General features: G+C 69.1%; 24 protein-coding genes. 9 read left to right on the forward strand and 15 right to left on the reverse strand.

Annotation, left to right across the window (positions count from 1 at the left end):
* Window positions 1–41: 41 nt before the first annotated feature.
* A complete protein-coding gene (locus tag Mth01_RS00850) occupies window positions 42–191 on the reverse strand; it encodes a hypothetical protein (RefSeq protein WP_204009924.1) in 150 nt (49 codons plus the stop codon).
* Window positions 192–663: 472 nt separating this feature from the next.
* On the opposite strand from Mth01_RS00850, the gene Mth01_RS00860 reads away from it, so the two are divergent.
* From Mth01_RS00860 to Mth01_RS00870, 3 genes are all read left to right on the forward strand, one after another.
* Complete coding sequence (locus tag Mth01_RS00860; protein WP_204009743.1) at window positions 664–1155, forward strand: DUF3995 domain-containing protein; 492 nt, start codon at window positions 664–666, stop codon at window positions 1153–1155.
* 243 nt (window positions 1156–1398) lie between these two features.
* Entirely contained in the window at window positions 1399–1503 is a 105-nt protein-coding gene (locus Mth01_RS30310) for a 4a-hydroxytetrahydrobiopterin dehydratase (RefSeq protein WP_239088941.1), read from the forward strand.
* A gap of 806 nt (window positions 1504–2309) precedes the next feature.
* The gene (locus Mth01_RS00870; RefSeq protein ID WP_204009745.1) at window positions 2310–2585 is read left to right on the forward strand and encodes a hypothetical protein; all 276 of its coding nucleotides are present in this window, start codon (window positions 2310–2312) and stop codon (window positions 2583–2585) included.
* Window positions 2586–2651: 66 nt separating this feature from the next.
* On the opposite strand, the gene Mth01_RS00875 is transcribed toward Mth01_RS00870, so the two are convergent.
* Window positions 2652–3470, reverse strand: a complete 819-nt coding sequence (locus tag Mth01_RS00875; protein ID WP_204009747.1) for a hypothetical protein — start codon at window positions 3468–3470, stop codon at window positions 2652–2654.
* Between the two features lie 535 nt (window positions 3471–4005).
* On the opposite strand from Mth01_RS00875, the gene Mth01_RS00880 reads away from it, so the two are divergent.
* Window positions 4006–4524 carry a phospholipase D-like domain-containing protein gene (locus Mth01_RS00880; protein ID WP_239088950.1) on the forward strand — a complete coding sequence of 173 codons (519 nt, stop codon included), beginning with the start codon at window positions 4006–4008 and terminating at the stop codon, window positions 4522–4524.
* A gap of 397 nt (window positions 4525–4921) precedes the next feature.
* Here the strand turns inward: Mth01_RS00880 and Mth01_RS00885 are convergent, their stop codons facing one another.
* The 7 genes from Mth01_RS00885 to Mth01_RS00915 form a co-directional block, all read right to left on the reverse strand.
* Window positions 4922–5188, reverse strand: a complete 267-nt coding sequence (locus Mth01_RS00885) for a hypothetical protein (RefSeq protein ID WP_204009750.1) — start codon at window positions 5186–5188, stop codon at window positions 4922–4924.
* A gap of 52 nt (window positions 5189–5240) precedes the next feature.
* Complete coding sequence (locus Mth01_RS00890) at window positions 5241–6221, reverse strand: AraC family transcriptional regulator (protein ID WP_204009752.1); 981 nt, start codon at window positions 6219–6221, stop codon at window positions 5241–5243.
* 202 nt (window positions 6222–6423) lie between these two features.
* Window positions 6424–9072 carry a helix-turn-helix transcriptional regulator gene (locus Mth01_RS00895; protein ID WP_204009754.1) on the reverse strand — a complete coding sequence of 883 codons (2649 nt, stop codon included), beginning with the start codon at window positions 9070–9072 and terminating at the stop codon, window positions 6424–6426.
* 98 nt (window positions 9073–9170) lie between these two features.
* Window positions 9171–9773 carry a GAF domain-containing protein gene (locus Mth01_RS00900; RefSeq protein ID WP_204009755.1) on the reverse strand — a complete coding sequence of 201 codons (603 nt, stop codon included), beginning with the start codon at window positions 9771–9773 and terminating at the stop codon, window positions 9171–9173.
* Window positions 9774–9806: 33 nt separating this feature from the next.
* Window positions 9807–10685 carry a S8 family serine peptidase gene (locus Mth01_RS00905; RefSeq protein ID WP_204009756.1) on the reverse strand — a complete coding sequence of 293 codons (879 nt, stop codon included), beginning with the start codon at window positions 10683–10685 and terminating at the stop codon, window positions 9807–9809.
* Window positions 10682–13741, reverse strand: a complete 3060-nt coding sequence (locus Mth01_RS30065; RefSeq protein ID WP_204009757.1) for an AAA family ATPase — start codon at window positions 13739–13741, stop codon at window positions 10682–10684. Before Mth01_RS30065 ends, Mth01_RS00905 begins: the two co-directional genes overlap by 4 nt.
* Window positions 13738–13929, reverse strand: coding sequence for an aroma-sacti cluster domain-containing protein (locus Mth01_RS00915; protein ID WP_204009758.1), 192 nt, complete (start codon window positions 13927–13929; stop codon window positions 13738–13740). The genes Mth01_RS30065 and Mth01_RS00915 overlap by 4 nt, the downstream gene beginning before the upstream one ends.
* Window positions 13930–14123: 194 nt before the next feature.
* Here Mth01_RS00915 and Mth01_RS00920 point away from each other — a divergent pair, with 194 nt between their 5' ends.
* From Mth01_RS00920 to Mth01_RS00935, 4 genes are all read left to right on the forward strand, one after another.
* Window positions 14124–14393 (forward strand): StsA-related sactipeptide RiPP, encoded by a 270-nt coding sequence (locus Mth01_RS00920; protein ID WP_204009759.1) that lies wholly within the window; start codon window positions 14124–14126, stop codon window positions 14391–14393.
* A gap of 103 nt (window positions 14394–14496) precedes the next feature.
* Window positions 14497–15957: a StsB family radical SAM/SPASM domain sactipeptide maturase gene (gene stsB / locus Mth01_RS00925; protein WP_204009762.1), complete on the forward strand. Its 1461-nt coding sequence runs from the start codon at window positions 14497–14499 to the stop codon at window positions 15955–15957.
* A 12-nt stretch (window positions 15958–15969) separates the two neighbouring features.
* Window positions 15970–16248, forward strand: coding sequence for a PqqD family protein (locus Mth01_RS00930; RefSeq protein WP_204009764.1), 279 nt, complete (start codon window positions 15970–15972; stop codon window positions 16246–16248).
* A complete protein-coding gene (locus Mth01_RS00935; protein ID WP_204009766.1) occupies window positions 16245–17696 on the forward strand; it encodes an NAD(P)/FAD-dependent oxidoreductase in 1452 nt (483 codons plus the stop codon). Before Mth01_RS00930 ends, Mth01_RS00935 begins: the two co-directional genes overlap by 4 nt.
* A gap of 9 nt (window positions 17697–17705) precedes the next feature.
* On the opposite strand, the gene Mth01_RS00940 is transcribed toward Mth01_RS00935, so the two are convergent.
* From Mth01_RS00940 to Mth01_RS00965, 6 genes are all read right to left on the reverse strand, one after another.
* Entirely contained in the window at window positions 17706–18425 is a 720-nt protein-coding gene (locus Mth01_RS00940) for a response regulator transcription factor (protein ID WP_204009768.1), read from the reverse strand.
* Window positions 18426–18537: 112 nt separating this feature from the next.
* Entirely contained in the window at window positions 18538–19788 is a 1251-nt protein-coding gene (locus tag Mth01_RS00945) for a cytochrome P450 family protein (protein WP_204009769.1), read from the reverse strand.
* Entirely contained in the window at window positions 19775–21118 is a 1344-nt protein-coding gene (locus Mth01_RS00950; protein ID WP_204009770.1) for a TfuA-like protein, read from the reverse strand. The genes Mth01_RS00945 and Mth01_RS00950 overlap by 14 nt, the downstream gene beginning before the upstream one ends.
* On the reverse strand, window positions 21118–22281 hold the full coding sequence (locus tag Mth01_RS00955) for a YcaO-like family protein (RefSeq protein ID WP_204009771.1): 1164 nt from the start codon (window positions 22279–22281) through the stop codon (window positions 21118–21120). The genes Mth01_RS00950 and Mth01_RS00955 overlap by 1 nt, the downstream gene beginning before the upstream one ends.
* Before the next feature lie 65 nt (window positions 22282–22346).
* Complete coding sequence (locus tag Mth01_RS00960) at window positions 22347–23159, reverse strand: ABC transporter permease (RefSeq protein ID WP_204009773.1); 813 nt, start codon at window positions 23157–23159, stop codon at window positions 22347–22349.
* Between the two features lie 3 nt (window positions 23160–23162).
* A complete protein-coding gene (locus tag Mth01_RS00965) occupies window positions 23163–24104 on the reverse strand; it encodes an ABC transporter ATP-binding protein (protein ID WP_204009775.1) in 942 nt (313 codons plus the stop codon).
* A gap of 283 nt (window positions 24105–24387) precedes the next feature.
* Between Mth01_RS00965 and Mth01_RS00970 the strand changes: the two genes are divergently transcribed.
* Window positions 24388–25785 carry a LuxR C-terminal-related transcriptional regulator gene (locus Mth01_RS00970; RefSeq protein ID WP_204009776.1) on the forward strand — a complete coding sequence of 466 codons (1398 nt, stop codon included), beginning with the start codon at window positions 24388–24390 and terminating at the stop codon, window positions 25783–25785.
* The last annotated feature ends 76 nt before the right edge of the window (window positions 25786–25861 follow it).

The raw sequence follows: 25861 nt of genomic DNA on the forward strand, positions 1-25861 counted from the left end.
CGCGTGACGAGGGCGGCGGATCGTACACAAGGTCAACTCACTCAGAGCAACAGATCCCCGCTTTCGCCGCAGGACCGGACGCGGCCGTCACGACGGCCGGTGCCATTCAGCAGCCGCAACGGATCAACGTTCAGGGCCGCGGCGATGGAATCGAGCACGTTTTCGCTCGGCTTGCGGACCTCTCGGTCCAACTTCCGGACTCTGACGCTGATCCCGCCTTATCCAGCATCTTGGCCGGTGGGCCGTTCGGGCTCGTCTGTGAACAGGTCGGCGATGGAGGTGGCGGTGACGGCGCGCCGTGCTCCTCACCGGTGAAGCGCAGCGTCCCCGCGGTCGGGTTCTTGCTGTCGCGCAGCGCGAAGGCGTCGGCCGCGCCCGGAATCGGGGCGAGCCGCCCCCACAGTCCAGCAGCCGCCCCCACAGTCCAGCAGCCGGCCCCCTGACCAGCCCGACTCTGGCAACCCCGACCACAAAAGAGACATTAACTCTCGGATAATCGTCTTAGCGAGCGAGTCATATGACGTCAGTGAGCCGAGAAGCGCGTTTCGCCTGCCATTATTGCCATTATTCGGCGCAACGAACCCGTGAGAGGCTGTTGACATGGGGGAAAGCGGTTCCGGTCAGCACAATGGACCGGAAGCAGGGGGTGTCGGAAGCGACCGCGTGGCTGTGGCCGCGCGCCAATCGCTGCGCTGGGTGTGGATCGCCGCGGCAGTCGGACTGCTGCATGCGGGATTCAGCGTCTACTGGGCGGTCGGTGGCGGGTGGCTCCTGGACACGGTGGGCGAATGGGCGGTTGATCTTCGTCGCTCGTCACCGGTTGCCGCAGCGGCCGGTCTGGGCGTCATCGCGCTGGTGAAAGCGGCGGCTTCCGTCGCGCCGGTCACGGTGGCCTATGGCAGACTCGCCCCTCCCCGATTGTGGCGAGCGCTGAGCTGGGTTGGAGGCGTGGGCTTAGCCCTATACGGCGGCATGAATACTCTGCTCAGCAATGCGGTACTGATCGGCCTGCTGGGTTCCGGTGATTACAATCGGACGGCGATGGTGGGTCACGCCTGGCTGTGGGATCCGCTGTTTCTCCTCTGGGGTTCCGCTCTGCTGATCCACCTGTGGCTGTCACGTCAAGAAGGGCGCACGTCGTACTCCACGGCTTGAGGCCTGCATCGACGGCGCCCGTTGACCTCCGGGTCCAGATGCGCCATGAGTTGCTCATCGTGCTCTTTACGCTGACCACCCCACGGTCTCCCGAACCACGGGCTTGCCCCCGCTGCGGTCGGTCCGGCGGATGAACCTCAACCCGCCCGCGCTGCACAGCACCTGACGATGTGTGTGGCAGCCAAGGCCCGGGAGATCGGCCACCATCCCGACGTCCACATCACCTGACAGCGGATCCGTTTCGTGATCACCACACACGACGCCGGAAGCCGTCTCACGGCCAAGGACTTCGAACTCGCACACCACATCGACGCGATCGCCGCCGGCCACGGTGCCGAAGCGGCCTGAACACGCGGGCCAACCGTGACCACCGGCACCACACACCGGCATCATTTCGGCATTCTCCGGACATTCCGAATATTTGTGTCAATCGGCATTTGCTTCTCATAATTTTTTTCAAATTAGCTGGCGACAAGTATTGAAGCTCTGTGGAGGACATGAAAGAATTCAGACAGATTTTCGAACAACGAAGCTCGCCGTGGAGGGGCTGGTCAGTGAAGCAGGACGGATCGCTTAAGCCTGGACAACCGACGCAGATGGCACTGAGGTTGGCAGAGCTGAGGCCGATCGACCCGGCAGAGTGGGCCATGCTCACAGAATCGCAGGACGCGCCGTTTTCTCAGGATCCGTCTTCACCGGACACCGAGTGGTGGATCCAGATGCAGGAGGAGACGCAGCCGGAGACGACAGACCACGCGGAGGCTCGGGCGGAGACTCCTACGCCGCCCCACATGGAGGCCCGCGCGGAGACGTCCTCCCCTGGAGGTTCGCGTGCCGGGCGACCAGACCGGTTCACTGGTCCGGTCGGCTCGGTCCCCTTCGGGGAGGATCATCCGACCGCTCCTGGATACGGCCCGGGGTGCGGTCCCGTGTACGCCTCAGCGCGCGACTTACAGGCAATCACGGGTGCGCACGCGGCGAGTACGCGGAGTGTGGCGAGCCCGATGAACCCGTTCAGCCTCCCGAACCAGGCGACCGCGGCCATCCGGGCGGGCCCGCCGAGCCGGGTAGGCTCCCTGACTCGGGTAGGCCTCCCTGGGCTGGTACGGCTGAGCCGGATAGATCCGGTGAGCCGGGCGGGTGGAACTGCCGGCATGTACGACAGCCACCGCAGGGATCAGGCCACACGCAGCGAGGACGGCCTCGGCTTCGTCCAATCCTCGGCGGACGCCGGCATTTCCTCCGCTCTTGAGCAACGGCACCAGGTGCCCTCGGTCATGCCGGTAGTGATGAGCTACGACGAGGGCGACCCGGCCGCGATCCCTACCGGACAGGGGAACGTTCACGCATCAGGTGCTGCCGACTGCGCCATCAGCGGCGTCCAAGTCGAACATCGGCTTGCGCTCGTCGTGCGCGAGCGGCATCGATGAGCGTACGACCAGTTGTGCTCCGGGTGGCTGGCCTTCCCGGAGGGCAGTCGACCGCTGGGTCGAGGATCAAGGGAGGTAGATCTGCAGCCGCGCGTCGTCGCGGATAAGGCGCCAGCCTTGCGCCGTTAGGTGTTCCGACAGCAGGTCGGCCTGAGCAGGGTTGTAGCCCCAAATCTCTGGAAGGGATGCGCTCTGGGTCAGATTGAACCGGCTATCCCGCAGATCTGTCGCGACCGGGACCGGCGTGGTGGGGACGGCCTGCCCTTCCTCGTTGTCCGCTATTGGGTGGGTCGCATAGTCGAAAGCGTCGTCGGCGTCGGGGCGGACCAGGGGCCAGAGTTCACGATCATCGTATTCGTCGATGTCCGCAACGCTCTCCGGGTGTTCCATGACGTACCGGTCCCGATAGAAGCCGAGGTAGCGGAGGTGGTAGATATTCGGGTCCACTTCCCGGGCACGGCCATAGCTGCGGGCTGCCCGCAACTCGCTGAGTCGGGTGTCCTGGGCGAGGGTGGTCCGGTCGACGATGCAGAGCACTCCGGCGAGCTCACCCATGATCAACTCCCCGCCTCTGCTGGTAGCACAGCGCCAACCGACGACACATTCAAGCCTGTCCGAATACTTCTCAGCAAGTAGGGGGCCCTTGGCGGCTCGAGATCGCCAGTCGCCGCTGAAGATATTCGGGCCCCTGTAGGTGGCCAGCAGCCGCCCCCATCCGGTGACGAGGCCGCTAATTTCCCATGCGGGGCGCGACGTGCCCAATGTTGCGGTGGGACCGCCGAAGGTATGGACGGCGATATGCGACTGGTGCGCGCAACGGCCCTGGTAAAAGGCCAGGCCCAAACCGTTCGCCAGCGCTTGGCCACTGGTGGCGGCCAGGTCCATCTGCTACTGACGCACGTACGGGCAGTCCAGGGCGGCCAGCATGAATTGACGGGCGCGGCGAGCCTTCAGTTCTGGCGGACGTTTCTTCCGGCTCACCGTGCCATTTTGTCCGAGTGCTGGGAAGAGTTAACCAAAGTAGCCGATTTGTTGTAGTTTGATATGCGCTGCCACGCGAGCCTCTCTGCCCGACCTGGACCCTGGATGCGATTTCCTCGAACTCCACGGTCGACGTCTCGCCACGGGCATCCACCAGGTGCGATCAGCCTGCGCTGGGCTGTTCTCTGGCTGCGCAGACGGAAGATGCAGCCCCAGACAGGACGGAAGAAGATCGCCCGAGTCCGGCCGCCAACCGCTCACGCCGTCTCCGTCAAGCCGGCCGAATTCCCCCGCCCGGCCGCGCTCGCCTGATCGGCGATGGCCTCCTGCTGCGCGATGGCCGGCGATGGCAAATGCGAAACTTACCGAAAGGAACCTCGCCGAGCGGTGCGAGGTGGACGTCAAAACGGTGTCCCGCTGGCTGGCTGACGAAGGGCGGATGCCACATCCCCGTCACCGGTGGGCGGCCGCCGAAGCGCTGGGGGTGGATGAGTCCGTGCTGTGGCCCGAGGTGATACGCAACGTGGTGAAGACCGGGCCGGACCGCGAGGTCTTGGCGGTCTACCCCTACCGGTCCGCCTGCCCCAAGAGCGTATGGCGCACGCTGATCGCCAACGCCAGGTCGGAGATTACCCTCGCCGGGTACACGAACTACTTTCTCTGGCTGGAACACCCCAATCTGGCCAGGGTACTCAAGCGCAAGGCCGAGCAGGACTGCCGCATCCGGTTCCTGCTCGGCGATCCCGACAGCGAGGTCACGCGTCAACGAGAGGAGGCTGAAGCCGTACCGCTGACGGTGTCCACCCGGATCCGGATCACGCTGGCCGAACTGGATCCGTTGAGGGAGGTCGCCGGCATCGAGGCGCGCTTCGGTGACGAACACATCGCGCTGTCGGTGTTCCAGTTCGACGATGAAATGCTCGTCACCCCCCCACCTGGCCAGACTGGTCGGCCATGACTCGCCGATGCTGCATCTCAAGCGCCTTCAGAACGATGGCCTTTATGACCGCTTTTCCGGCAACGTCAGTGAGTTGTGGTCGGGCGGCCGGAATATCTGGGCGGACACGTCGAGCACGCCGACTACCTGAAGCGGCGACGCCACATTGACGCGATCGCCGCCGGCGACGGTGCCGAGGCGGATATCCGGGAGGGACGCGCCTATGTCTTCGACACACCAGGGTCGGCGCCTTCGGCCTGGATCAGAGGTTCGGTAGAGGCGCGAAAGCCGGGCCACCACTTGCGGTGGTTGACCCGGCTTCGCTCATGACCCCCAACAGACCATGCATCACTGATAGTAGCTGTACCAACACTCTGCGCAAGCGGTTTCCATCAAGTTCCAGATATGTCCGCTCGGGTCAGGGCGCGCCGGCCTTGATGCTCTGTACGGCTTCCGCCTGGCGGAGGCGGTCGGAGAAGGCGGCGTGGGCCTGGCGGTATTCGGTCTCGCGGTCGGCCTTGTAGAACGGCGCGGCGTAGCCGTCCGGCACCGGGCCGCCCTCGTCCAGGTGGGCCATGAGCTGCTGAAAGTGCTCCTTCGTCTGGCCTTGGCCGTGGGCGTTGAAGTTCCCGGCGATCTTCCGTCCGTTGGCGTCGAACCACATCGCGCTCTCGTAGGTGAGCACCAGAATATGGTGCGACGGGGATCGTTATACGCGGCTCCACGCCCCCAGCGGGTCAGCGGGTCAGCGTCTCGGCGGGGGTCTCTCCGAAACGCTCCCGGTAGGCGCGGGAGAACTGGCCGAGGTGGACGAACCCCCAGCGGCGGGCGACTTCGGCGATGGTCGCGGTGTCCGGGCCGCAGGCGGTCAACTCGGCACGCACGCGTTCCAGCCGTACGTCCCGCAGGTAGGCCGTGGGCGTGGTCTCCAGGTGGCGGCGGAACCCTTCCTGCAGGGCCCGCACGCCCACGCCGACGGCCTCGGCGACGTTCACCACGGTGAGGGGTTCGCCGGCGCGCGCCTCGAACAGCTCCATGGCCCGATTCACGGCGGCCGGGGCCGTACGCGGCTGCTCCCCGGACAGGGCCGGGGTGTAGTTGCTGGGCTGGGTCAGCAGGAGCTGTGTCATGAGCAGCCCCTCCAGCTGTTCGAGGGCCAGCGGCCGGGTGAGGAGGTCGCCGTCGGTCTCCGCCTCCCGCCGGATCATGTCGACGATCGACAGCCAGGACCGGACGAGGGGCCGGGTCAGGTCCATGCCCAGCGAGAAGACGAGCGGCCTGTGCAGCTCCCGTCCCAGCAGGCCGCCGAGGTGGGCTTCGAGCGCCCAGCGGTCGAACCATGCGACGAGATGCGACGCCCCGGTCAACCAGCGCATGGACATGCACTCCGTCGGCGACTCGACGCAGCCGAGCCGAGGGGTGGACATGACCTGCTCCCGGCCGAGGGACACCTCGACCGCGCCGACCAGCGGAATCATCACGAGAAAGCAGCTCTCCCATGCGTCGGCCGCGATCGACACCTCCCCTCCGTAGTCGATCGAGTACAGACCGGTCCGGTCGAGGGCCACCCCGTTCATGCGGGTGTGGAACCGAGTCCCGTGCTTCCCCAGGCGCAGCTCGTGCGGAGCCAAGGCATGGCCCACCATCGCCCGGGCCTCATCGAGATCACGTGTGTGGAACAGCTCATGCGTGGCGAGCGGCAGCGATCGAGCGGACATGTCCATCTCCTCGGAGGTCGCGCGGCCCGGACGGGCGCCACGTCAGACAGGACAGCGGCCGCGCTTTCGCACCGGACCTGTGGCTCAACTCGCATGATACGAGGAGCGAGCAAGTCGGCATCGACCCGCATGACCGTCTCCCGCCCACCGTCACCGTCCGCGCGGGCCGTACTTCCGCGCGGGCCGTACTGAGGATCCGAGCTCACCCGCGCCCCTGTTCCAGCGGGCGGCCCAGCACCTGGGCGAGTACGTGGCGCCCGGACACCCCGAGCTTGGCGTAGACCCGGCCCAGGTGGTTGTTGACGGTCCGAAGCGAAAGGCCGAGACGGTCGGCGACGGCGCGGCCGGACAGCCCGGCCGCGGTGAGCTGCGCCACCTGCAGTTCTCGCGGAGTCAACGACGCCTCACTCCCGGTCAGATCCGTCAGCGGCGTGCGGGCGCCGCCGCACTCGGCCAGCGCCTCGCGAGCGAACACGAGCGCCTTCTGGGCCGCGGTGCGTCGGCCCGCCGCGGCGTGTAATCGGTAGGCCGCCGCGGCCGCCTCGGCGGCGGGCAGCGGATGGCCGATCCGGTGCAGCGTCCTGGCCGCTTCCACGAGTCGGTGGGCGTCGTCCGCGGCGAGCGCGGTGGCCACCGCGGCGAAGGCCGCCGTCGCGGGAGTGGCGATGTCCCCGGCGAGCCGGCGCAGCCTGCCGCACACCTCCTTCGCCGCGCCGAACCGCGCGGCGTCGAACAGCGCCAGGGCCTCGATCATCGGCGCTCCGGCCTCCCGGGCGGCCTTCGCGGCCATGACGGCGCGGGTCGCGGCACCGGAGAGATCGAGCGCGGCCGCGGCGGCCCAGGCACGGTTGCGCTCGATCCAGGGGTCGAAGAGCACACCCGGCGGCGCGGGACAGCTGTCCATCCGGCTGAGCCAGGCGTCCGCCTGCACGGCGTCCCCCGCCATCGCGTGCGTGCCCGCCAGCTCCGCCAGGTAGACGCGCCGCAACCGCAGCGGGTCGTGCCCGTCGAGCAGCACGATCGCCTCGCGCAGCGCCTGCTGTGCCAGCTCCACCCGTCCCTGAGCCTTCGCCACGATGCCGCGCACAGCCGCCCACATGCCGACCAAGGGGGCCGTCTGCGTCTCGACGGCCTCTCCGTATGCGGCGGCCACGGCCTCGGCCGCCGTGGTGAGTGCGCCTCCCAGCAGGAGGGCGAGGCACCTGACGCCGCCGACCTGAGCCTGCGCCCACGGCAGCGCGGCCCGGTGCGCCGACGCGATCTCCAGGCCGTCGGCACTCGCCCGTTCGACGAGGTCGACGTCGCCCACGAGACCCGCGGCGAACACGACTGCCGTGGCCGCCAACACCGTCGCGCGCACCGGCAGCCGCGGGTACGGCCGGGCGAGCAGCGTCTTACCGGCCGCGAGAGACCGTGCGACCTGTCCCTCGAGCAGTATCGTCCAGGTTCTCACCGCCTCCGCCGCCCCTCCGCCGGTCGGCTGGCCCTGATCCGGTGACGCCCGGTGCTGCCAGTACTCGATCGTCTCCCTGAGCATCGCCCGCCGGTCGGCGCGTTCCTCGTCGTCACATTCCTCCGGAGCCGGGAGTACGCCGGCCGCATCGCCGTAGCGCCCCTGCGACACCAGAACCTCGGCCAGGGTCAGGTTCGCGTCCGCCCCACCGCTGGCCGCCCCACCGCTGGTGTCACGGGACGCGACCGCCAGCCGCTCGGCGACCTTGAGCTCCGATCGCTCGGCGGCCCGGCGCGCGGCGGCCAGCAACTCCGGCGCCGACGAACCGAGGCCGGCCCTGAGCCGCCACACGGCCAGCTCGAGTGCGTCGTCCGCGCGACGGCATGGCGACGTGGCGAGGGCCCGCGCGAGCCTCCCCCAGATCGCGCGGGCTCGCGCGCGTGGCATCCGGGCGCGGATGACCTCTCCGTACGCGGGGATCGTGAACCGTGTCTGGTGCCGTGCTCCAGACGGTTCCACCACCACCAGCCCCTGCCGTTCAGCCCGCACCACGGCGGAGTGGCCGGTGATGTCCTCGAGCAAGGGCTGGCCGAGCGGCTCCGTGCAGGCGAGCACCTCCAGCACGGCGAGCACGGCGGGATCGTCGACCTGCATCTGCGCCTCCACCAGATCACCGAACCGGCCGGTGATCCGCAGCTGACCGCCCAGATGCCAGAGGCTGTCGACTCGGCGCAGCACCGATCCCTCCAGGCCCGACTGCACGAGTTCCCGCAGCACCAGCGGGTTGCCCGCGGACAGGCGGCGGAACGTGCGACGTGTGACGGCGTCCAGCGGACCACCCAGGCCACGCTCGAGCAGCGTGTCCACGTCTCCGTCGCTCAGCGGCCGCAACTCCAGGCGCCGTACCACCCATTCCTTCCACAACGCGGTCATCACGTCCGGCGCTGTCTGCCCCTGCCGTACCGTGAGCAGCACGAAGGTCCTCGTGTGCACGGCGAGGTGGTAGACGAGCGCAGCCGAGGCACTGTCGAGCAGATGGGTGTCGTCCACGACGAGCACGGGCCGCTTCCCGGTGGGGACGCCGAATCGCTCCGCGATCCGGCCGAAGACACGCCCCGTGACGTGCTCGGTCACGGGGACCGCCACATCACCCGGCGGCGCGAGGTGCAGCAACGCGCCCAGGGGGATCACCCCGGCGGCCCGGGTCCCGGTCGCCCAGGCCGTCGGGTGACCCGCAGCCGCGAGCCGCGCGACCGCCTCCTTGGCCAGGCGTGTCCTGCCCACTCCCGGTGGTCCCACGATCACCACGCCGCCGGCGTCCGGCTGCGTCGCCGCTTCCGTGATGGTCTGCAGCGCCGCGGCGCGTCCGACGAGCGGCCACGGGTTCGGTGTCGTCATGGCGTGCCGCGTCCCTTCAGCTGAAGCTCAAAGAGGTCTTTGATCTTCCCTGATTTGAAGGTTCTCGCCTTGACACGGTCCTGACAAGCCTCGGTTCGTCACCGCGCGAGGAGGTCGTCGGCGATGGCGAGCAGACGTACCGCTGCCGCGTCCGACGGCCGGGCCTTCCCCGGCAGCCGCTCGCCGATCCGCCGCAGGAGCGCGTGCGGATCGCGGTCCGGCTCCTGGAGACGGCTGTGCCGTACCCTCAGCAGGAGTTCCAGGGTGCAGGCGGCCTGCGTGGCGAACAGCCCCAGGAACTCCACGTCGTCCAGATCGCTGCGGGAGGCCGTCCGATCCAGCACCTCCAGGACGCCGACGCATTCCTCGAACCGGATGAGCGGCGCGGCCATGATGGTGCGCGGGACGTAACCGGTGGACTCCGCGGCGTCCTGGGCGAACTGCGTCACCGCCGACACGTCGTCCGCGATCATCGGCTGACCGCTCGCCGCCACCCAGCCGGCGATCCCTGTTCCCGCCGGTAAGCGGCTTCCGACCAGTTTTTTCTCCCCCTCACCCGACACGGCCTCGAAGACCAGTTCACCGGTGTCCGGGTCCACCAGGAAGATGGAGGAGGCGGCCGCGCCGAACATGTGGCGGGCCACCTCGACGATGGACTGCAGGAGCGTACGTTCTGTGCCGTCGATGTCGTCACGGGACATGGGCCTCTCCGTTGTGCGTCGCTGTTGTCCGCGTCATGGTGTTGTCCGCGTCATGGTGTTGTCCGCGGCCAGATAGAGGACCGTCTTCAGCTGAAACGGCGTCAGCCACGGGTGCTTGCTCAGGATGAGCGCGCAGATGCCGGTGATGTGCGGTGCCGCGAAGCTGTTGCCGGTGCTGCGGATCTCCCGGCCACCGGGCCATGCGACCGGCACCCTGACCCCTCGAGCGTGGAACTCCGCAGGCGGCGCGGGGTTGTAGTAGTAGGTCATCGGGTCGGCTTCGTCATGGCTGGCCACCGAGACGACCGAGGAGAACGTCCACGGGAAGCTGACGACGGGCATGTTGTGCGCCGCGGCGATCAGGAGACAGCGCCGGAAGTACGCGCGGTCGGCGAGCTCGTGCAGGGACTCCCGGAAGCCGGACCTCGTGGTGGAGAGGCTGAGGTTGACGAGGTCGAAGCCCTCGTCGACGGCCCAGCGGAGCCCGGCCATGAGGGCGTCGCCGGTGCCGGTCTTTCCGTCGGTGAGCACGCGAAGCGAGGTCAGCGACGCTCCCGGAGCGATCGATCTGATCACTCCGGCGCAGGCGGTGCCGTGCCCGGCGGGGTCGACGGGGTGACAGTCGGCGACCAGCAGCTCGCCCCCGTCCCCGCTGACGACCTCGAGCGACCGTTCGAGGCCGCCGATCTTGGGATGGCATCCGTCCACGCCCGTGTCCACCACGCACACGCGCACACCCGTGCCGTCGGACCCGTCCCATGCCCACTGCCTGGTCACCTCCGCCAGCGGACTGACCTGGAAAGGCTCCGGGGACTGCCGGGTGGTGGCCAGCCCCCACGCGGGCACCCCGGGAAAGTGGGCGCGCCGCTCCCTGCGCCAGGGCGGCGTGCTCGCCGGCGTCATGGACGTCATGGACACGGCTCCCCTCTCCGGCCCTCCTCGATCCAGTCACGGACTCTCCGCGCCGGCAGGCTCGCGCCCTTGCTCAGGTACGCGTCGAGCGCGCGCCGGGCGGCATCGGCCGGGTCACGTCCGGCCGCCCGGTGGATCTGCGCGACCTCGACCAGGATGTCCCCTCGAAGGCAGGGGTCATCGGTCGACTCGAGCAGCGTGGTCACGTGCTCGGCCGCGTTCACCGCCGCCAGATGTTCGCCGTCGAGTGATGCGATCGTGGCCCTCATCGCGATGGCCGCCAGTTCGCCCCGGAGCTGACGCGGCCCGGCATCGCCGCGCCCCAACTCTTCTACGGCCTGCCGTACGTCTCCCCGCCGAAGGATCTCGCGTGCCGCGTACACCTCCAACGTGGCGGCGGGCGCGACGTGCCCTGCCGTACGGAGCGCGGCGGCGGCACGCTCGAACAGGCTCCTCGCGGTCTCGTGGTTCCCGTCCAGGGACTCCACCAGCCCCCGCACCTGCGCGACCGCGATCGCCGGCAGGTCGAGGTGCAGTTCGTCCGCGTAGCGGTCCGCCGTGTCGAGCGCCTCGCGGGCGGTGTCGAGGTCGCCGGCGAGCGCGAGGAGGCGGGCCCTGGTGACGAGCACCGGCACCAGCAGGGCGCGGTCGCCGGCGAGCCGGGCCAGCAGGTCGGCGCAGAGCGCGAGGCCTTCCCGCACCGGGGTGGGCGACCACTGCACCAGCTCGCACAGCCCGCCGAGCAGGCGATCTTCCTCGTAGCGGTCACCCATCACCCGGGCCCGGGCGAGCCCGTCCCGAAGCGCCCGGTCGGCGGCGCCGAAACGACCGCTCTCGATGTGGATCAAGGCTTCGAGCTGGTGGAACCGGCACCAGCTCAGATCGTCTCGGGGATCGAGCGCCAGCCGCCGCCGAAGGGACGCGAGCTCCGGCGCGCGGGCGCCCGAGCGGAGCGTGAGGATCTCCCGCTGTATCGCACAGGTGAGCGCGTTGCGCGGATCGTCCGGCAGCAGTTCCTCCGCGCGGTCCAGCGCCGCGGCCGCCCGGTCCCCCTCCCCCCGCGCCAGCCGCGCGTCGCTGATGCGGACGGCCAGGGACCGGTGCTCGCTCCTGCCCGCGGGGAGCATCTCCCGTCCCCGTTCCAGCAGCGCGATCGCCGCGGGCATGTCCCTACGGTGCAACGCCTGGCCGCCGTCCCGGATGAGCGAGTCCGCCGCCCGGTCCGTCAGCTCGCGCAGGAGCGGATCACCGGGGCGCACCTCCCGGGTGAGCCGGCAGGCCGCCAGCAGGTGCCGGCTCACGTCTCCGGAGGAGGATCCGGGGAACGGGGCGTCGTCGGAGACGCCGGCGGCCCGGTCGCTCAACCAGTCGGCCAGCCTCCGGTGCCAGTCCGCACGTGACTCCTTTCTCGCCAGCGCGTAGACGGTCTCCCGGGTGAGGGTCTGGGTGAACTCGAACGACCCCGGGAGCGCGCCGCGTCGGATCAGGCGGCCGTGCTGGAGCCGGGCAAGCGGCGTCGCCGTCGCCATCGCGAGGTTCTCGGCGTCGAGGAGTGCCTCCACCTGATCCATCGTGAACGCCTGCCCGATGGTCGCGGCCCGCTCCAGCACCTCGCGCTCCGCTTCGCCCAGCCGGTCCAGCCGCGCCCCCAGCAGCGCCTGAATGGTCGGCGGGATGGCGGCCGCGCCCTCGGCGAGGGTCTCCAACATCAGTTCGGCGAAGAGGGGATTGCCGTCCGAACCGCAGGCCACCCTCCGGTACACGCCGTCGTCGTCGTGGGCGACGACATCCGCCCGGGCGGCGCGGAGCTCGGCGACCAGACGTGCCATGTCCGGCCGGTTCAACGGGCCGAGCTCCAACGACACGGCGCAGGCCGTGCCCTGTCCCCAGGAGGGACGGGTCTCGTAGAACTCGGGCCGGACGACGCAGACGAGGAGCACGGGCACGTCCGCGAGCCACGCCGCGCAGTCCTCGATCAGGTCGAGGAGGGTCGGCTCAGCCCACTGGAGGTCGTCCAGGACCACCACCAGGGGCTGCCGCCGCGCGAGAGCCTCGAAGAGCGACCGTACGGCTTGCGCGATCTCCGCGATCCCGGCGATCCCCGGGGTGTCCCCGTAGGCCGCGTAGTCCGCGGCTCCCGAGCCCGTCAGCCCGCGCAGCGCCCGTTCGCTTTCCGGGCCCACGGCCTCGGCGATCGCGGCCCAGTCGTGGTTGAGGGTCTCGAGCATCTCCACGATCGGCCGGTAGGTGGCGCCGATCCCGTAGGACGGGCACCGGCCGGTGAGGACGGTCACGTCATCGGACACGTTGTGCAGGAACTCCCTGACCAGCCGGGACTTGCCGATGCCGGGAACGCCGAGCAGGGTCGCCATGCCGCACCGCCGGTCGCGTACGACGCGGTCCCGGAGCAGCGTCAGCCGGCGCAGCTCCTCGGCGCGGCCGATCAACGGGATCGTGTCGGTCGCCGGCTCCGCGCGATCGGGCTCCACGGCGACCAGCCGCCACGCCCGCACCGGATCTCGCTTGCCCTTGAGCGTGAGCGGGGGGACGTCGTCCAGCACCGCGTACCGCCGGACCAGACGGGCGACGTCGTCCCCCAGCAGGATCTCGCCGTCTCCCGCTGCGGACTGCAGGCGGCTCGCGGTGTTGACGGTGTCACCAATCACGCGCACATCCGAACCGGATCCGCCGACGACCATCACCTGGCCGAAGGCGATGCCGCAATGGGCGTCCAGCCGGACGCCGTGGGTCGGGGCTATCTCCGCGCCCAGCCGGTGCACGGCCGACATCGCCGCGTGCGCCGCGAGCACCGCCCGGAGCGCGTCGTCCTCCCGGCTGACCGGAACACCGAACACCGCCATGATCGCATCGCCGATGTACTTCTCCACGACGCCGCCACGCTCGAGGATCTCCGTTCTGCAGGCGTCGTAGTAGCGCTCGAGGATCCGCAGGAGCAACTCGGGGTCGAGACGCTCGGCGAGCTCCGTCGACCCGACGATGTCGATGAACAGGACCACGACGTTACGACGGGCGGGCCGCGAGCCCTTGCGGCTCATACGAGCTTGAGCTCCTGTCCTTCCACCTCGCCCGCGGCATCGTCCAGGCGCTTCTTGATCGAGTTCAGCAGTACGACCTCGGTCTCCGTGAGCTCGGCGAACACCCGTCGCTGCCGTTCGTCGAGCAGGTCGATGGGATGCCCGGCCGCACGCAACTCGCCGAGCGCGTCGAACGCGCTTCCGTTCATCGAATCTTCCTTTCATCGGCATTTTCAGCCTGAAACGGCTCATCGTCGATCACAAGAGACCCGGGCCCCCACATTCGTGTGGTTCTCGTCCGGGAGCCGGCAGCCGGTAGCCCACGTTTGTGGGGTTGTGCCCCCCACTTGTCACCAGCCCATACTCGACCTGCACGCACCCCATCAGACAGAGAGGTGAGGGCATGGCCTTCGATCCGAGGGAAGCTCTGCGTGAGGCCGGGGTCCTGAACAGCCCGCTGGCCGCGGAAGTCGAGGCGGCGTTCGCCACCTTGACCCAGGAGGAAGTCGACCTGATCATCTCGCTCAAGGACCGGCTTCCCGCCGTCCTGCCCGAGGTGCTGGCACATGCCGCGTCCGATGGGCAGTGGGCCAAGCCCGAGGTGGAGGCGCACGGCGTGCCCGTCCAGGACAAGTGCATGTGCGGAATCTGGTCCGGGTCCGGGTTGGCCTAGGGAGTGTCCCTGGTCCGAACGGCGAGCAGGTGCGGCCCCGGCCACATGTCGCGGGACGGGGTCTCGGAGCCGCACCTGCCGCTGAGAGCGTGAAGGGGAACGCATGTCCGGGAAGCTGGTCAGAAACAGCTCGTTGCTCGACGTGCCAGAAGACCTGACCTACTTCGTGCACGATGAGGACTACCTGGTGCTCAACCCGCAGATAGGCGGTCGGTGCGTCCTCAGTTCCAGCGAGTTCGGCGTCCTGCGGTCGTTGGCCCGCTCCCGGGCGAGCGCGGAACCCGCGAGCCTCGAAGAGACCGATGAGATCGAACGAACCCTCGCCAAACTCATCCTGAACTGGATGGTCTACTACGACGGGAACCGTCCGAAGCTCACGACGACGGAGCCGCGGCTGCGCCAGGTGTACTACGCCATCACCGATGGCTGCAATCTCCGCTGCCCCTACTGCTACGCCTCCTCGGAGAAGTGCCTGCCGGGCGAGCTCACCACCGATGAGTCACTCGGCCTGGTCTCTCAGATCGCCGACTTCGGGGCCGAAACCCTGATCTTCACCGGCGGCGAGCCGATGCTCCGGAAGGATCTGTTCCAGATCGTGGAGCACGCCAAGCGAAGCGGCCTGAAGGCGAACATCATCACCAACGCCACGATGATCAGGACGCCCGCGATGGCGGAGCGGATCGCCGAACTGTTCGACAGTGTCACGGTGAGCGTCGACGGCGGCACGGCCGAGACCCACGACCGCACCCGGGGCGCCGGCTCCTTCGCCAAGACGCACCGCGCCCTGCGGATGCTGAACGACGTCGGCGTGCTGCCGAAGATCAACCATATCGTCACCTCGGACAACATCGATGAACTGGAGGATTTCGCGACGTTCATGGATGGGCTCGAGGTCCACAGCATCCGGCTGATGAACCACAACAACCTGGGCCGAGGGGTGACCGACGACTACGACTTCGGCTGGGAAGACCATCTGAGGATCCAGCGGATCACCTGGACATCACCGGCCGCCGGCGTGCTGAGGCCGGACGGGCCCAAGCCGCTGGCGCAGTGCTCAGTGCGGGGCAACTGCGGCATGGGCGGGAACGAGATCTACATCAACTCGTTGGGTGACGTCTACCCGTGCAAGCTCGTCACGGAGCGGTCGCACTTCGCGGGCAACGTACGACGCCAGTCCCTGTCGGAGATCTTCGCCGGCCCTCTCCTTCGCGGCATGCGCAGCAGCACCGTGTTCGGTGGCGACTACCACGCCGACTGCGCGAAGTGCTACATCAAGGCGTCCTGCGGCGGGGGATGCCGCGCCACTCACATGTCGGAGTCCGGGGACCTGAGGCGCAACAGCCGCCACCAGTGCAGAATCCTGCGGCACGGCATCGCCACGCAACTCTGGCTGGAGGCCGGCGTCACTCCCGCGGAGCTCGCCGAGAAGGAGCACGAGATGACGACACCCCGTCTGGTCGTCAACGGCGACATCCACCCGGTTTTCGACGACTGGAAGACGTACGTTCCTCCCTCGCCCGACACCGTCAAGGTCGGCGGGCTGATTCCCATCACGCCGGTATAGAGGAGGTGGAGTGTGTCACTCCGGATCAGCGATGCGGTGATATGGCAGGAGACCGAGGACCGCGTCTCGCTGTTTCACACCGAAACCGGGGATTTCAACACCTTGAACGAGACCGGTTCCCGGATCTGGCAGCTCGTGGTGAGCGACGGCGAACGGGAGCCGATCGCCTTGAAGCTGTCGCGTGAGTTCGCCGGGAACAACCCCGCGGTGAGCAGGCGCATCCTGACGGACGTACAGGAGTTCATCGACATGATGCTCGAAACCGGCCTGATCGAAGAGCACCCGGCTTGACCAGGGCGGTCGTCCTCGGCGGAGGCTTCGCGGGCGTGCTGGCCGCCACCGTGCTCGCCAGGCACGCGGACGACGTCATCGTGATCGAGAGCGATCATTACCCGTCCGGTCCTCAGGTCCGGCGGGGGCTGCCTCAGTCACACCACAGCCACGTGCTCGTGACCGGCGGCGCGAGGGCACTGCACACGTTGCTTCCCGGGACCCTCGATGCGCTCTTCGCGCGAGGCGCGCAGCTGAGAGGCATCCCCGGCGATGCGCTGATCCTCAGCGCGCAGGGGTGGTTTCGGCGCCTCGACACCGAGGCCTACCTGATCTCGTGCAGCCGGGGGCTCCTGGACCAGGTGGTGCGGTGGCAGGCGCTCGCCGACGGGGCCGTCGCCACAGCCGTCTCGACAGCCGTCTCGACCTGGGAAGGCTCGCGGGCGCTGGGACTGGTCGGAGACGCCGCCCGGGTCACCGGAGTCGCGGTCAGTCGCGAAGGCGCTCCGGCGCAGACGATCCGGGCGGATCTCGTCGTCGACGCGACGGGCCGAAGATCGAAGGCGTCGCGGTGGCTGGCTGAGATCGGAGCTCCGGAGATCGAGGAGGTGACCGTCAGCTCCGGGCTGACCTACTCCACGCGGGTCTATCAGGCGCCTCCCGAACTCGCCGCCGAAATTCCAGCGATCATGCTTCATCCGCATGCGGCGAAGGGGCGGCCGGCACAGAGACAGCCGGCACAGAGACAGCCGGCACAGGGGGCGACGTTGTTCCCCATCGAGAACGACCGGTGGGTCGTCACCCTCACCGGCACCCGGGGCGGCGAGCCGCCGACGGACGAGCGGGGCTTCCTGGACTTCGCGCGCTCGCTGCGCGACCCGATCGTGGCGGACCTCCTGGCGGCGGCCACGCCCGTCGGCGGCATCCGGCCGTACCGCGACACCTCCAACAGGAGGAGATTCTTCGAACGAGCGCACCTGCCCGTCGGCTTCGCCGCGATCGGCGACGCGGCCGTCGCGGTGAATCCCGTCCACTCGCATGGGATGTCGGTCGCCGCGCTGAGCGCGCTCAGGCTGGACAGGGAGCTGACCCGGCACGGGATCGGGCCGTCCCTCTTCGCCGAGCTGCCGGCCGCCCTGGCGGCCGAGGCGGAGACGTCGTGGCGGATGGCGGTCGAGCAGGACGGTGAGCGGGTTCATGACGAAGGAGCGCGGCAGGGGGAGGCGACCCCGTTCGAGCACCGGATTCGAACCCGTATGGCGCAGGCGGTGCTGAGCAGTCCGGAGCTCGCGGCCGAGCTCTTCCGTGCGCAGACATTGATCTCCACGGACGGCGAGCAGGACCGATCGGCGGTGTTCCGGGCGATGTCAGGGCAGCCGGACCGCCTCCTCACCACGCAGGAGGCGATCATGCAGCACCCCGGGCTGTCCGCATGGTGGCTTTCCCGGCGCGCTTCCGCCACCCGGTGAGCTCCGTCTTCAGGGGCGTTTCCGCCGTCGGTGGACCGACCCACCCGTGATGAGGCCGGATTCGTAGGCGATGCCGACCGCGTGCGCCCGGTTCGTCGCCGACAGCTTGTCGAGAATGCGGGCCAGGTGGGAACGGACCGTTCCCGTGCCGATGCCGAGCTTCTCGGCGATGCCGGCGTTGGACAGGCCGGTCGCGACGAGGGCCAGCACTTCGGCTTCACGTGGGGTGAGTGCCGCGAGCCGGTGATCGACTCCGATGGTCACGGCGGCTATGCGATCACGGAGCCGCGTGATCATCGAACTGGAGATGAACGTCTGCCCCGCGGCGACCAGCCGGATCGCGGGCACGATCTCCTCAAGCAGCGATCCCCGGTGGACGAAGCCGCCGACTCCCCCATGCAGCGCACGCCCGAGCAGCTCCTCATCCAGGGCTTCGGAGACCAGGACCACCCGCGTCCTGTTCCTCGTCCGCGCCGCGGCGACGAGGGCGAGCTCGACGCCCTCCGCCTGCCGCAGCGCCGCGGTCACCACCGCCACCCTCGGCCGGCGCCGGGCGACCAGATCGCTCAGCTGGCGAGCGGCGCGGGCCTCCCCCACCACGTAGATGCCGTTGCGCATGTGCAGCACGCCCCTGAGCCGGGCGCGCGTCACCCGGTCGGGCTCGCCGACCACGACCCGCAGCGCGGGCACCGCCTCACCCGTGGAGCACGAATCATCCGGTTGTGCCACCTGACCATCCGAGTTGAGCGATTTCAGCCGACCGGCACACTATGCGCGGGCACCCGCCGGACCGCCAGAGCATGGGAGTTACTCAAGCCGGCCACCCGGATGGGCGGGATACTCATGTCCGCTCATGTCCACCGGTCTCGCCGGGGCGCTGCCGTACCAGCAGAGGCAGACGCCGTACGCCATGCAGGAACAGGTCCGGCGTCCATTCCAGGTCGGCGGGATCGACCGCCGGCGCCATCTCGGGGAAGCGGCGCACCAGCGTGCCGATGGCGGCCCGGGCCTGCAGCCGGGCCAGCGACGCACCGAGACAGTAGTGGATTCCGTGGCCGAAGCCCAGATGCCGGTTCGGGCTGCGGCCGATGTCGAAGACGTCCGGTTGGGGGAACACCTCCGGGTCCCGGTTGGCCGCCAGCAGTACCGGAACGACGACGTCACCGCGGGGGATCACCGTATCGCCGAATCGCACATCGGCGATGGCGAACAGCGGCCGGGAGTGCCCGACCGGGCCGTTGAACCGCAGGACCTCCTCAACGGTGGAGTCGATCAGCTGGGACCGCGCGCGTAGCCGCCCGAGCTGGCCGGGGTGGCGCAGCAGTTCCAGAACTCCGTTGCCGATCAGGTTGACCGTCGTCTCGTCTCCGGCGAGCAGCAGCTGGAACACGCTGGAGATCAGCTCGGCACGGCTGATCCCGCCATCGGCCCGCTCCGCCTGGATGAGCCGGGACAGCAGGTCCTCACCCGGGTGGGCCCGCCGCTCGTCGATCTTCTCGTTGACGTACGCGACGAACTCCGCCCCGGCGCGGCGCACCCGCAGCGCCTCCTGGCTGCGCAGCATGTCGCCGCTCCACCCGCGCAGCCGGGTCCGGTCGCCGGCCGGGAAGCCGAGCAGCTCGGCGACGATCAGGATCGGCAGCGGAAGCGCCAGCGCCTCGATCAGGTCGACTTCGCCTCCGGCGGCCGCCATGCCGTCGATGAGCTCGTCGACGACCTGATGGATGCGCCGCTCGAGCGCCGCCACCGTCCGGGCGTTGAAGGCCGGCGCGATCAGCCGCCGCAGCCGGGTGTGGTCGGGCGGATCGAGGTTGAACACGTTCCGCCTCAGCATCGCCAGCGGGTCGTTCTCCCACCGGCGGTGAAGTTCGGCGAGCTCGCCGGGCAGCCGGTCGAGTTGACGCCCGATGTCCGGGTCGACAAGCGCGCGCTGCACGTCCGCGTACCGGGTCAGGTACCAGAACACACGACCGGTCGCCGGGCTCACGTGGCGGTAGATCGGCGCCCGCTCGCGCATCCGGTGGAAGAGCGGGTGCGGGTCCGGACGATGCCTCGGGCTGGTCGGGTCGAATGACTGCTCAAGCGTGGTCACGGCCGGCACCACGGGCGTTGCGGACGTCCAGTGCGAAGAACCTTCTGAGGGTGTTTCCCAGATCTTCCAGGTCGGCGAACCCCCGTCGGGCCATCTCGACCTCGGCTGATGTTCCGCGCCGCTGCCAGTGGCGCAGAAAGATCCTTCCGCGGATCTCCGGCGGCGGGACGGCCAGCCGACCGCCGGCCTGTTCCGCGATCTCATCGGCCTGGGCGACGATGTCGGTCCACTCGCGCCAGCGGCTCGACTCCCGGATCCGCTCCAGGACGACCGGCCGCCAGTCAGCCGACTGCCAGACCGGCCACACCCGCACCATGACCAGTCGGAGCCGCTCCGCGACCGGCAGGGTGGCCGACTCCGCCTCGGTGAGCCACGACGCGAGTTCGTACGGCAGGGCGCACCCGTCGTCGACCCCGAGTCTGGCGTGCACATACGCCTCCGGCCCCAGGCCCTCCGCCTCGGCGAAGTCCGCCAGCAGGCCGGTCAGAACCTGCTCGTGCAACCGCGGGTAGTCGTCGTCGAACAGCCGCCCCGCGTTCAGGACATCGAGATCGGACATCCACCTGCCCGGCGCGTACTCGCGCGTCGACCGCCATTTCAGCGCCTCGAAGTGGGTGATCCCCGTCAGTGCCGCCTCGGCCGCCCATGCCTCCGCGCCTGTTCGGCGGATCGTCGTCTCGGCCGGACCGCCGACAGCGCTCAGTGCCGAGATCGCGTCCAGCCGCTTGAGGTCCCATTCACCCGTGCCGATCATCCGCTCGAGCGTGCTCAGGCAGTCGCGGGCGTCCCGGCCCAGCACGCCTTCCAGCTCACGCCAGGTCCGGTGCGCGAACGGCATGGCCTTCGCCGCCGCCACGATCCGCTCACCGGTCGCCGCCGGGACGAGATCCGTCCTCGCGCCCTCCCGGCAGCCGTAGCGGATGTTGACCATCGCCACCGTGCCGGCGGGATACCCCCTGTCGGCGGGCCCGTGCAGCACCGCGACCTCGTCGTCCCCGTCGATCTCACCCGTCGCGTACATGCGGAACACCGACCCGGCGCCGCTCATGCCGTACGGGCCCAGCTCCGCCGCACGCAACGCGCCCATGCTCGCCGCGCCGACGACGTCCACACCTTCGTTGAGCAGCCAGAGGATCTCCTTGTGGCCCACGGACAGCCGCTCCCGGTAGTAACCGTCGATGATGACGGCGGTGTCACCTGGGCTCCACTCCTCCCGGAGGAGATCACCCCGGGCCGCGGGCGGCCGCGTCCGCGCTTCCGGGACCATGCCGAGGACCTCGTCGCGGGAGATCGTCGGCCCTGCGTAGACGACCACCTTCTGGGAGCGCACTAGAACACCTCCGGGCAGACGCGGCTTCCCGGCGCCAGCACTCTGACGACCGGGACTCCGATGTCGCCTCGGGTGAGGTCGACGAGGACAGGCGCGTGCGAGAACGCGACGGTGGCCCGCTTCACCACGTCCTCCAGATCGTCGAGCAGGGTTTCGTGAGCCGCCAGTTCCGGGATCGCCGCAGCGGGTTCCGCCGCCGGGACGGGCCGGCGCTTCGAAGCCAGGTCGTCCCGGACGTCCGACTGGAGGTCGTCTCTGGCGCCGGAAACGTAGCCGAGCCTGGTCTGCGCCGCCTCGGTGACGGCGCGGGTGAGTGCTATCTCAGAGCTGAGGTGGCAGCCGAATCCCGCGAATGCCGGGGGATAGTCGTCGCAGGTGATCCGGGCGAGGAAGCACGGCAGCTCCGTGGGTGACGGCACGGACCTGACCTCGAGCCGGACCCGGGCACGCGCCATCATCTCGCACAGTTCGTCGACGACCGGCGACCCCAGCGTCCGCGGGTCGACGCGGACCCCCCGGTCGCCGCCGGTCATCACCGCTGTCACGGCGTCCCTCTCGATCACCTCGTACAACGCGTGCAAGATCCCCTCGGCCAGCGTGTTTCCGCTGGCCAGGCCGTTCGTGGACGCGAAGAACACCGGCGGGTTCCAGCCCGTCCTCCGCACGAGTGAGAATCCCACCATGCTCACGGGAACGAGCGTTTCCGAGCCGTCGACCAGCGACCTGGCGGCGACCCAGTCCAGCGGCAGCCCGTCATGCAGCACCGTCGGCGCGGAGAGCGGGAGATCGCGGATGTCATAGCTCAGTCGTCCGATGACATCGCGAGGAGACGCCGTCGTGATCGGCGGTATGGGTTGCTCCGCATGCCAGAGCTCGACGGCTTCCATCATCGCGGACAGCTTCGCCAGCTGGGGCGTGACTCCTTTGCCCTGAGACACCGCGAGCGTCCTGGCGGTCGGCCTGATCGCCTGAAACGTCGGGATTCCGATGGTGTCGAGCCGCGTGATGTCCGCGACCCGGGTGACCCCCACCTGCCGGGCCGCACGGCCGGCCATCTCCAACGTGGCCGCCGGGTCCCGAGCCCTGTCCGTACCGGGCAGCCGGACCTTGGACCGGTCGGAACTCGAGAGGATCCATGAGAGGGAGCTGTCGTCTGTCCGCATCATCCCTGCCTAATCATCCCTGCCGAGGTCGTGTCCCGAGGATCTTCTTGGTCGGACCTGCGAGATCAGATGTCGCGAGCGCGGTTGAGCAGGGCGCGGCCGCCCACGGTGTAGCTGACGACCGCGATCACGGCCATCACGAGCATGGCCTGCCACGCGGCGGCGAAGCCGAAGACCGCGGCGTCCCGCATCGCGTTGATCGCGTACGTGAGCGGGTTGATCACCGACACCCACTGCAGCACCAGAGGCATGCTGTCGACCGTGTAGAGCGACGGGGCGCTGAAAACGAGGACGGACAGCGACACGTTCGAGAGCACCATGAAGGTCTGGTAGTCCGTGATCGTGAGCGCCGTCGCCAGGTACAGCCCGTTGATGGACAGGGAGGCCAGCGTGAGCGCCACCAGCAGGCCGAGCCAGCCTTCCAGGTCGAACGGGAACTCGAAGATGAGCACCGCCACCCCCAGGCCCAGCAGGCTCTGCCCGAGCACCATCGACACTCCGGCGATCAGCTTGCCGAGCAGGAACCGCGACCTGCGCAGCGGGTAGGACCACAGCTGGGTCGCCACCCCGCTCATCTCCTCCTGGAACACCGCCATGCTGGACGTCCCCGACGCGCTGACGACCGACATCGCCAGCACCATGGGGAGAAGGAAGACCGCGAACCGCAGTTCGACGCCCCTGTAGTCGACGACGCCGACGAGGTTGCTCAGCGAGGTGTTCACCAGCAGCAGGTAGACGAGCATCGGCGTCAGGCCGAGGATGAGGTAGACCCGGTTGCGGGCGAGCTGCGCGTACTCCCGGTACAGCACCGCGGACAGGTCGGCCGCTTTCGCGGTTCTGCTCGGGGGGGCGTTGCCGAACGTCAGCCTGGCGACCATGGGTCACCCCTCCTTCTCGGTCATCCGGAGGAAGACCTGCTCCAGGGAGTCCGAAACGGTGGAGACTCCGGCGATCGCGACTCCGTGGTCCTGGCAGTGTCGGGACAGCTCCGGCAGCACGTCCCGTGCTCGGGCGCCGTGTATGCGCACCTCGGAGTCCTCGGCCTCGGCCGTGAGCCCGGCCGTGTCCGCCCAGGCCGCCACCGCCCGGCTCGCCTCGGGATCTTCGACTATCACCAGCAGATGGGTGCTGCCGAACTCCTCGACGAGCTCACGCGGCTTGGCGAAGCGGAGCACACGCCCATGGTCGACGACCAGGACGCGCTGACTGTTGCGCTCCAGTTCCTCGATGTGGTGACTGGTCCAGAGCACGGTCACCCCGTGCTCCTCGCGTAGCCAGGTCACGAAGCGTTCGATCTGGTGCCGCCCCGCCACGTCCAGGCCCGCGGAGGGTTCGTCCAGGATCAGCAGCCGCGGGATGGTGATCAAAGCCCGCACCAGCTGCAACCGCTGCCGCTGACCGCCGGACAGCTGGAAGCAGATCCGCGGCAGGGCCTCCGTCACGCCGAGGAACTCCGCCACCTCCAACGCCCACGGCCGGACATCGCGCCATCTCAGGCCCCGGAAGCGGGCGGCGATCCGCAGGTTGTCGAGCGCCGGCAGCATCATGTCGAACGGGCCGGTCTGGTGCATCGCCCCGATGCCGCTCTTGGCGGCGACCGGCTGGCGCACCGGATCCGCGCCGAAGACCCGGACCCGGCCGGAGCTGGGCATGGTGACTCCGCAGATCATCTTGATCAGGGTCGTCTTCCCCGCGCCGTTGGGCCCGAGGAGCCCGATGGTCTCCCCGCGCGCGATCTCGAAGGAGACGTTGTCCACGGCCGGCCTCTCGCTACGCCGATAGCGTTTGGTCAACCCCTCAGCCGTCACCACGTCGCTCGACACAGCTCCACCCTTCACTCCGCCTCACCTGCGCGCATCCCGGTCCACCACGCGTGCTCGCCGCTCGTCTCCTCCCTGGCGTCGCAGGTCGAGTATGGCCTGGTGACAAGGAGGTGACACAACCCCACAAACGTGGGCTGGTGATGCCGGTCGGACCCGGGTCGACGCGCGATTCCCATCTGCCGAACGACAGAGGGGTGATTGTGCGGCCGCGCCGGCCCGATGACCATCGGCACATGGACGAGGTCATCCCCGGCGGCTGGCGGCCCGAGGCGGTGGAACCCGAGTGAACTTCAAGCGGCGACCCGGCGATGATCCGTACACCCTGCGGATGCCGGCCGGCCGCCCCGGCGTGACCTGGCAGCTCCCGGCGAAGATCGATCCCGCGGTCGCCCTGCCCTGCGTGGTCCTCGTGGATCGTGCGGGGCTGGCCGAATTCCCCGTGCTCCAGCGGGGATTGCGGGCGCTCGGCGTGCCGAGCCTGCGCATCGACGTCGAATCGATCGCCGACCTGCGGATCAGCAGCCGGCTCGAGGACGGCTCGCTGATGGTCGACGGGCGTCGCATCATCCCCACGGTCACCTGGGTACGGCATTTCTCACCGCGGGCGCTCCCCGGGGGAAACGGCTCGGCGCTCTCCCTGTTCCGGGCGGACTCGTGGGGTGCCCTCGTCGACCAGGTGTCGTCGCTGTCAGCCGTACGGTTGCCCGACGGCTACGATCCGGGGCGGCTGGTCCAGTTGGACGGCGCGGGACGGGCGGGGATCCGCACCCCGCGGACGATCGTCACGACCGACCCGGGTGCGGCGAGCGCGAAACTGTCGAGCGAGCGAATCATCGTCAAGGCCCTCGATCGGCATTTCGTGGAGACCGAACCCGGCACCATGGAGGGGATCTTCCCGGAAATCGTCGACGGCGCCGGAGCCGGGAACCTCGCCGTAGGAGACGCGCCGGTGATCGTCCAGGAGTACGTCGAGCACTGGGCGGAAATCCGCGTCTACTACCTGGACGGCGAGATCCGGGCCTTCCGCGTCGGCAAACCCGCACCGGAGGCGATCTGGCGCGACGCGGCGTCGGTCGCGGTATCTCCGACGCCAGTCCCCGAGCCCGTGGCCGAGGCGGTGCACAGGCTCGCCGGGCTCTGGGGGCTGCGCTACGGCGCCTTCGACTTCCTGCTGACCGGGGACGGGCCGGTCTTCCTCGAGGTGAATCCCGACGGCGACTGGCGGTGGTTCGAATCGAAGGCCGGGGTCGACGACGTCTCCATCGCAGCGCTCTCCCTGGTGCGGACGCTCCACCGCCAGGCGGCCCGGGAAGGTCCTGCGACGATCGATCTGGCCGGGTTTCTCGTACTGGGCACCGGCCGGGCACGCCAGGCGAAAGACCCGGCGCCGAACATGGACGCATGCGTGGAATCCGACCCGGAACTTCTGATGGATCTCGTTTCCGGCGGTCTGATAAATGATCGCGACAGACGGTTGATCGTCATGCTGGCCAGGGGGTACACGACCACGCGAATCGCCCATGAGATGCATCTCAGCAGATACACCGTGGCGGAGCGGATCAGCAAGCTCCTCGACCGGTTCGCCTGCAGCAACCGCAGCCAGCTCGTGGCGTATTTCTACGCGCACAGGCTCCTGCACGTCGGGATCTGGCCTCCCGGCGCCTCCGGCGTCGTCGGCTAGGTTGATCACGCCCGGACTCCTGTGACATCGTCGGACGAAACCAGGGCCACAGCCGGCATCAGGGACACGAGCCCGG

The organism is Sphaerimonospora thailandensis (genome assembly GCF_016863115.1).
In the GTDB taxonomy this organism is placed as follows: domain Bacteria; phylum Actinomycetota; class Actinomycetes; order Streptosporangiales; family Streptosporangiaceae; genus Sphaerimonospora; species Sphaerimonospora cavernae.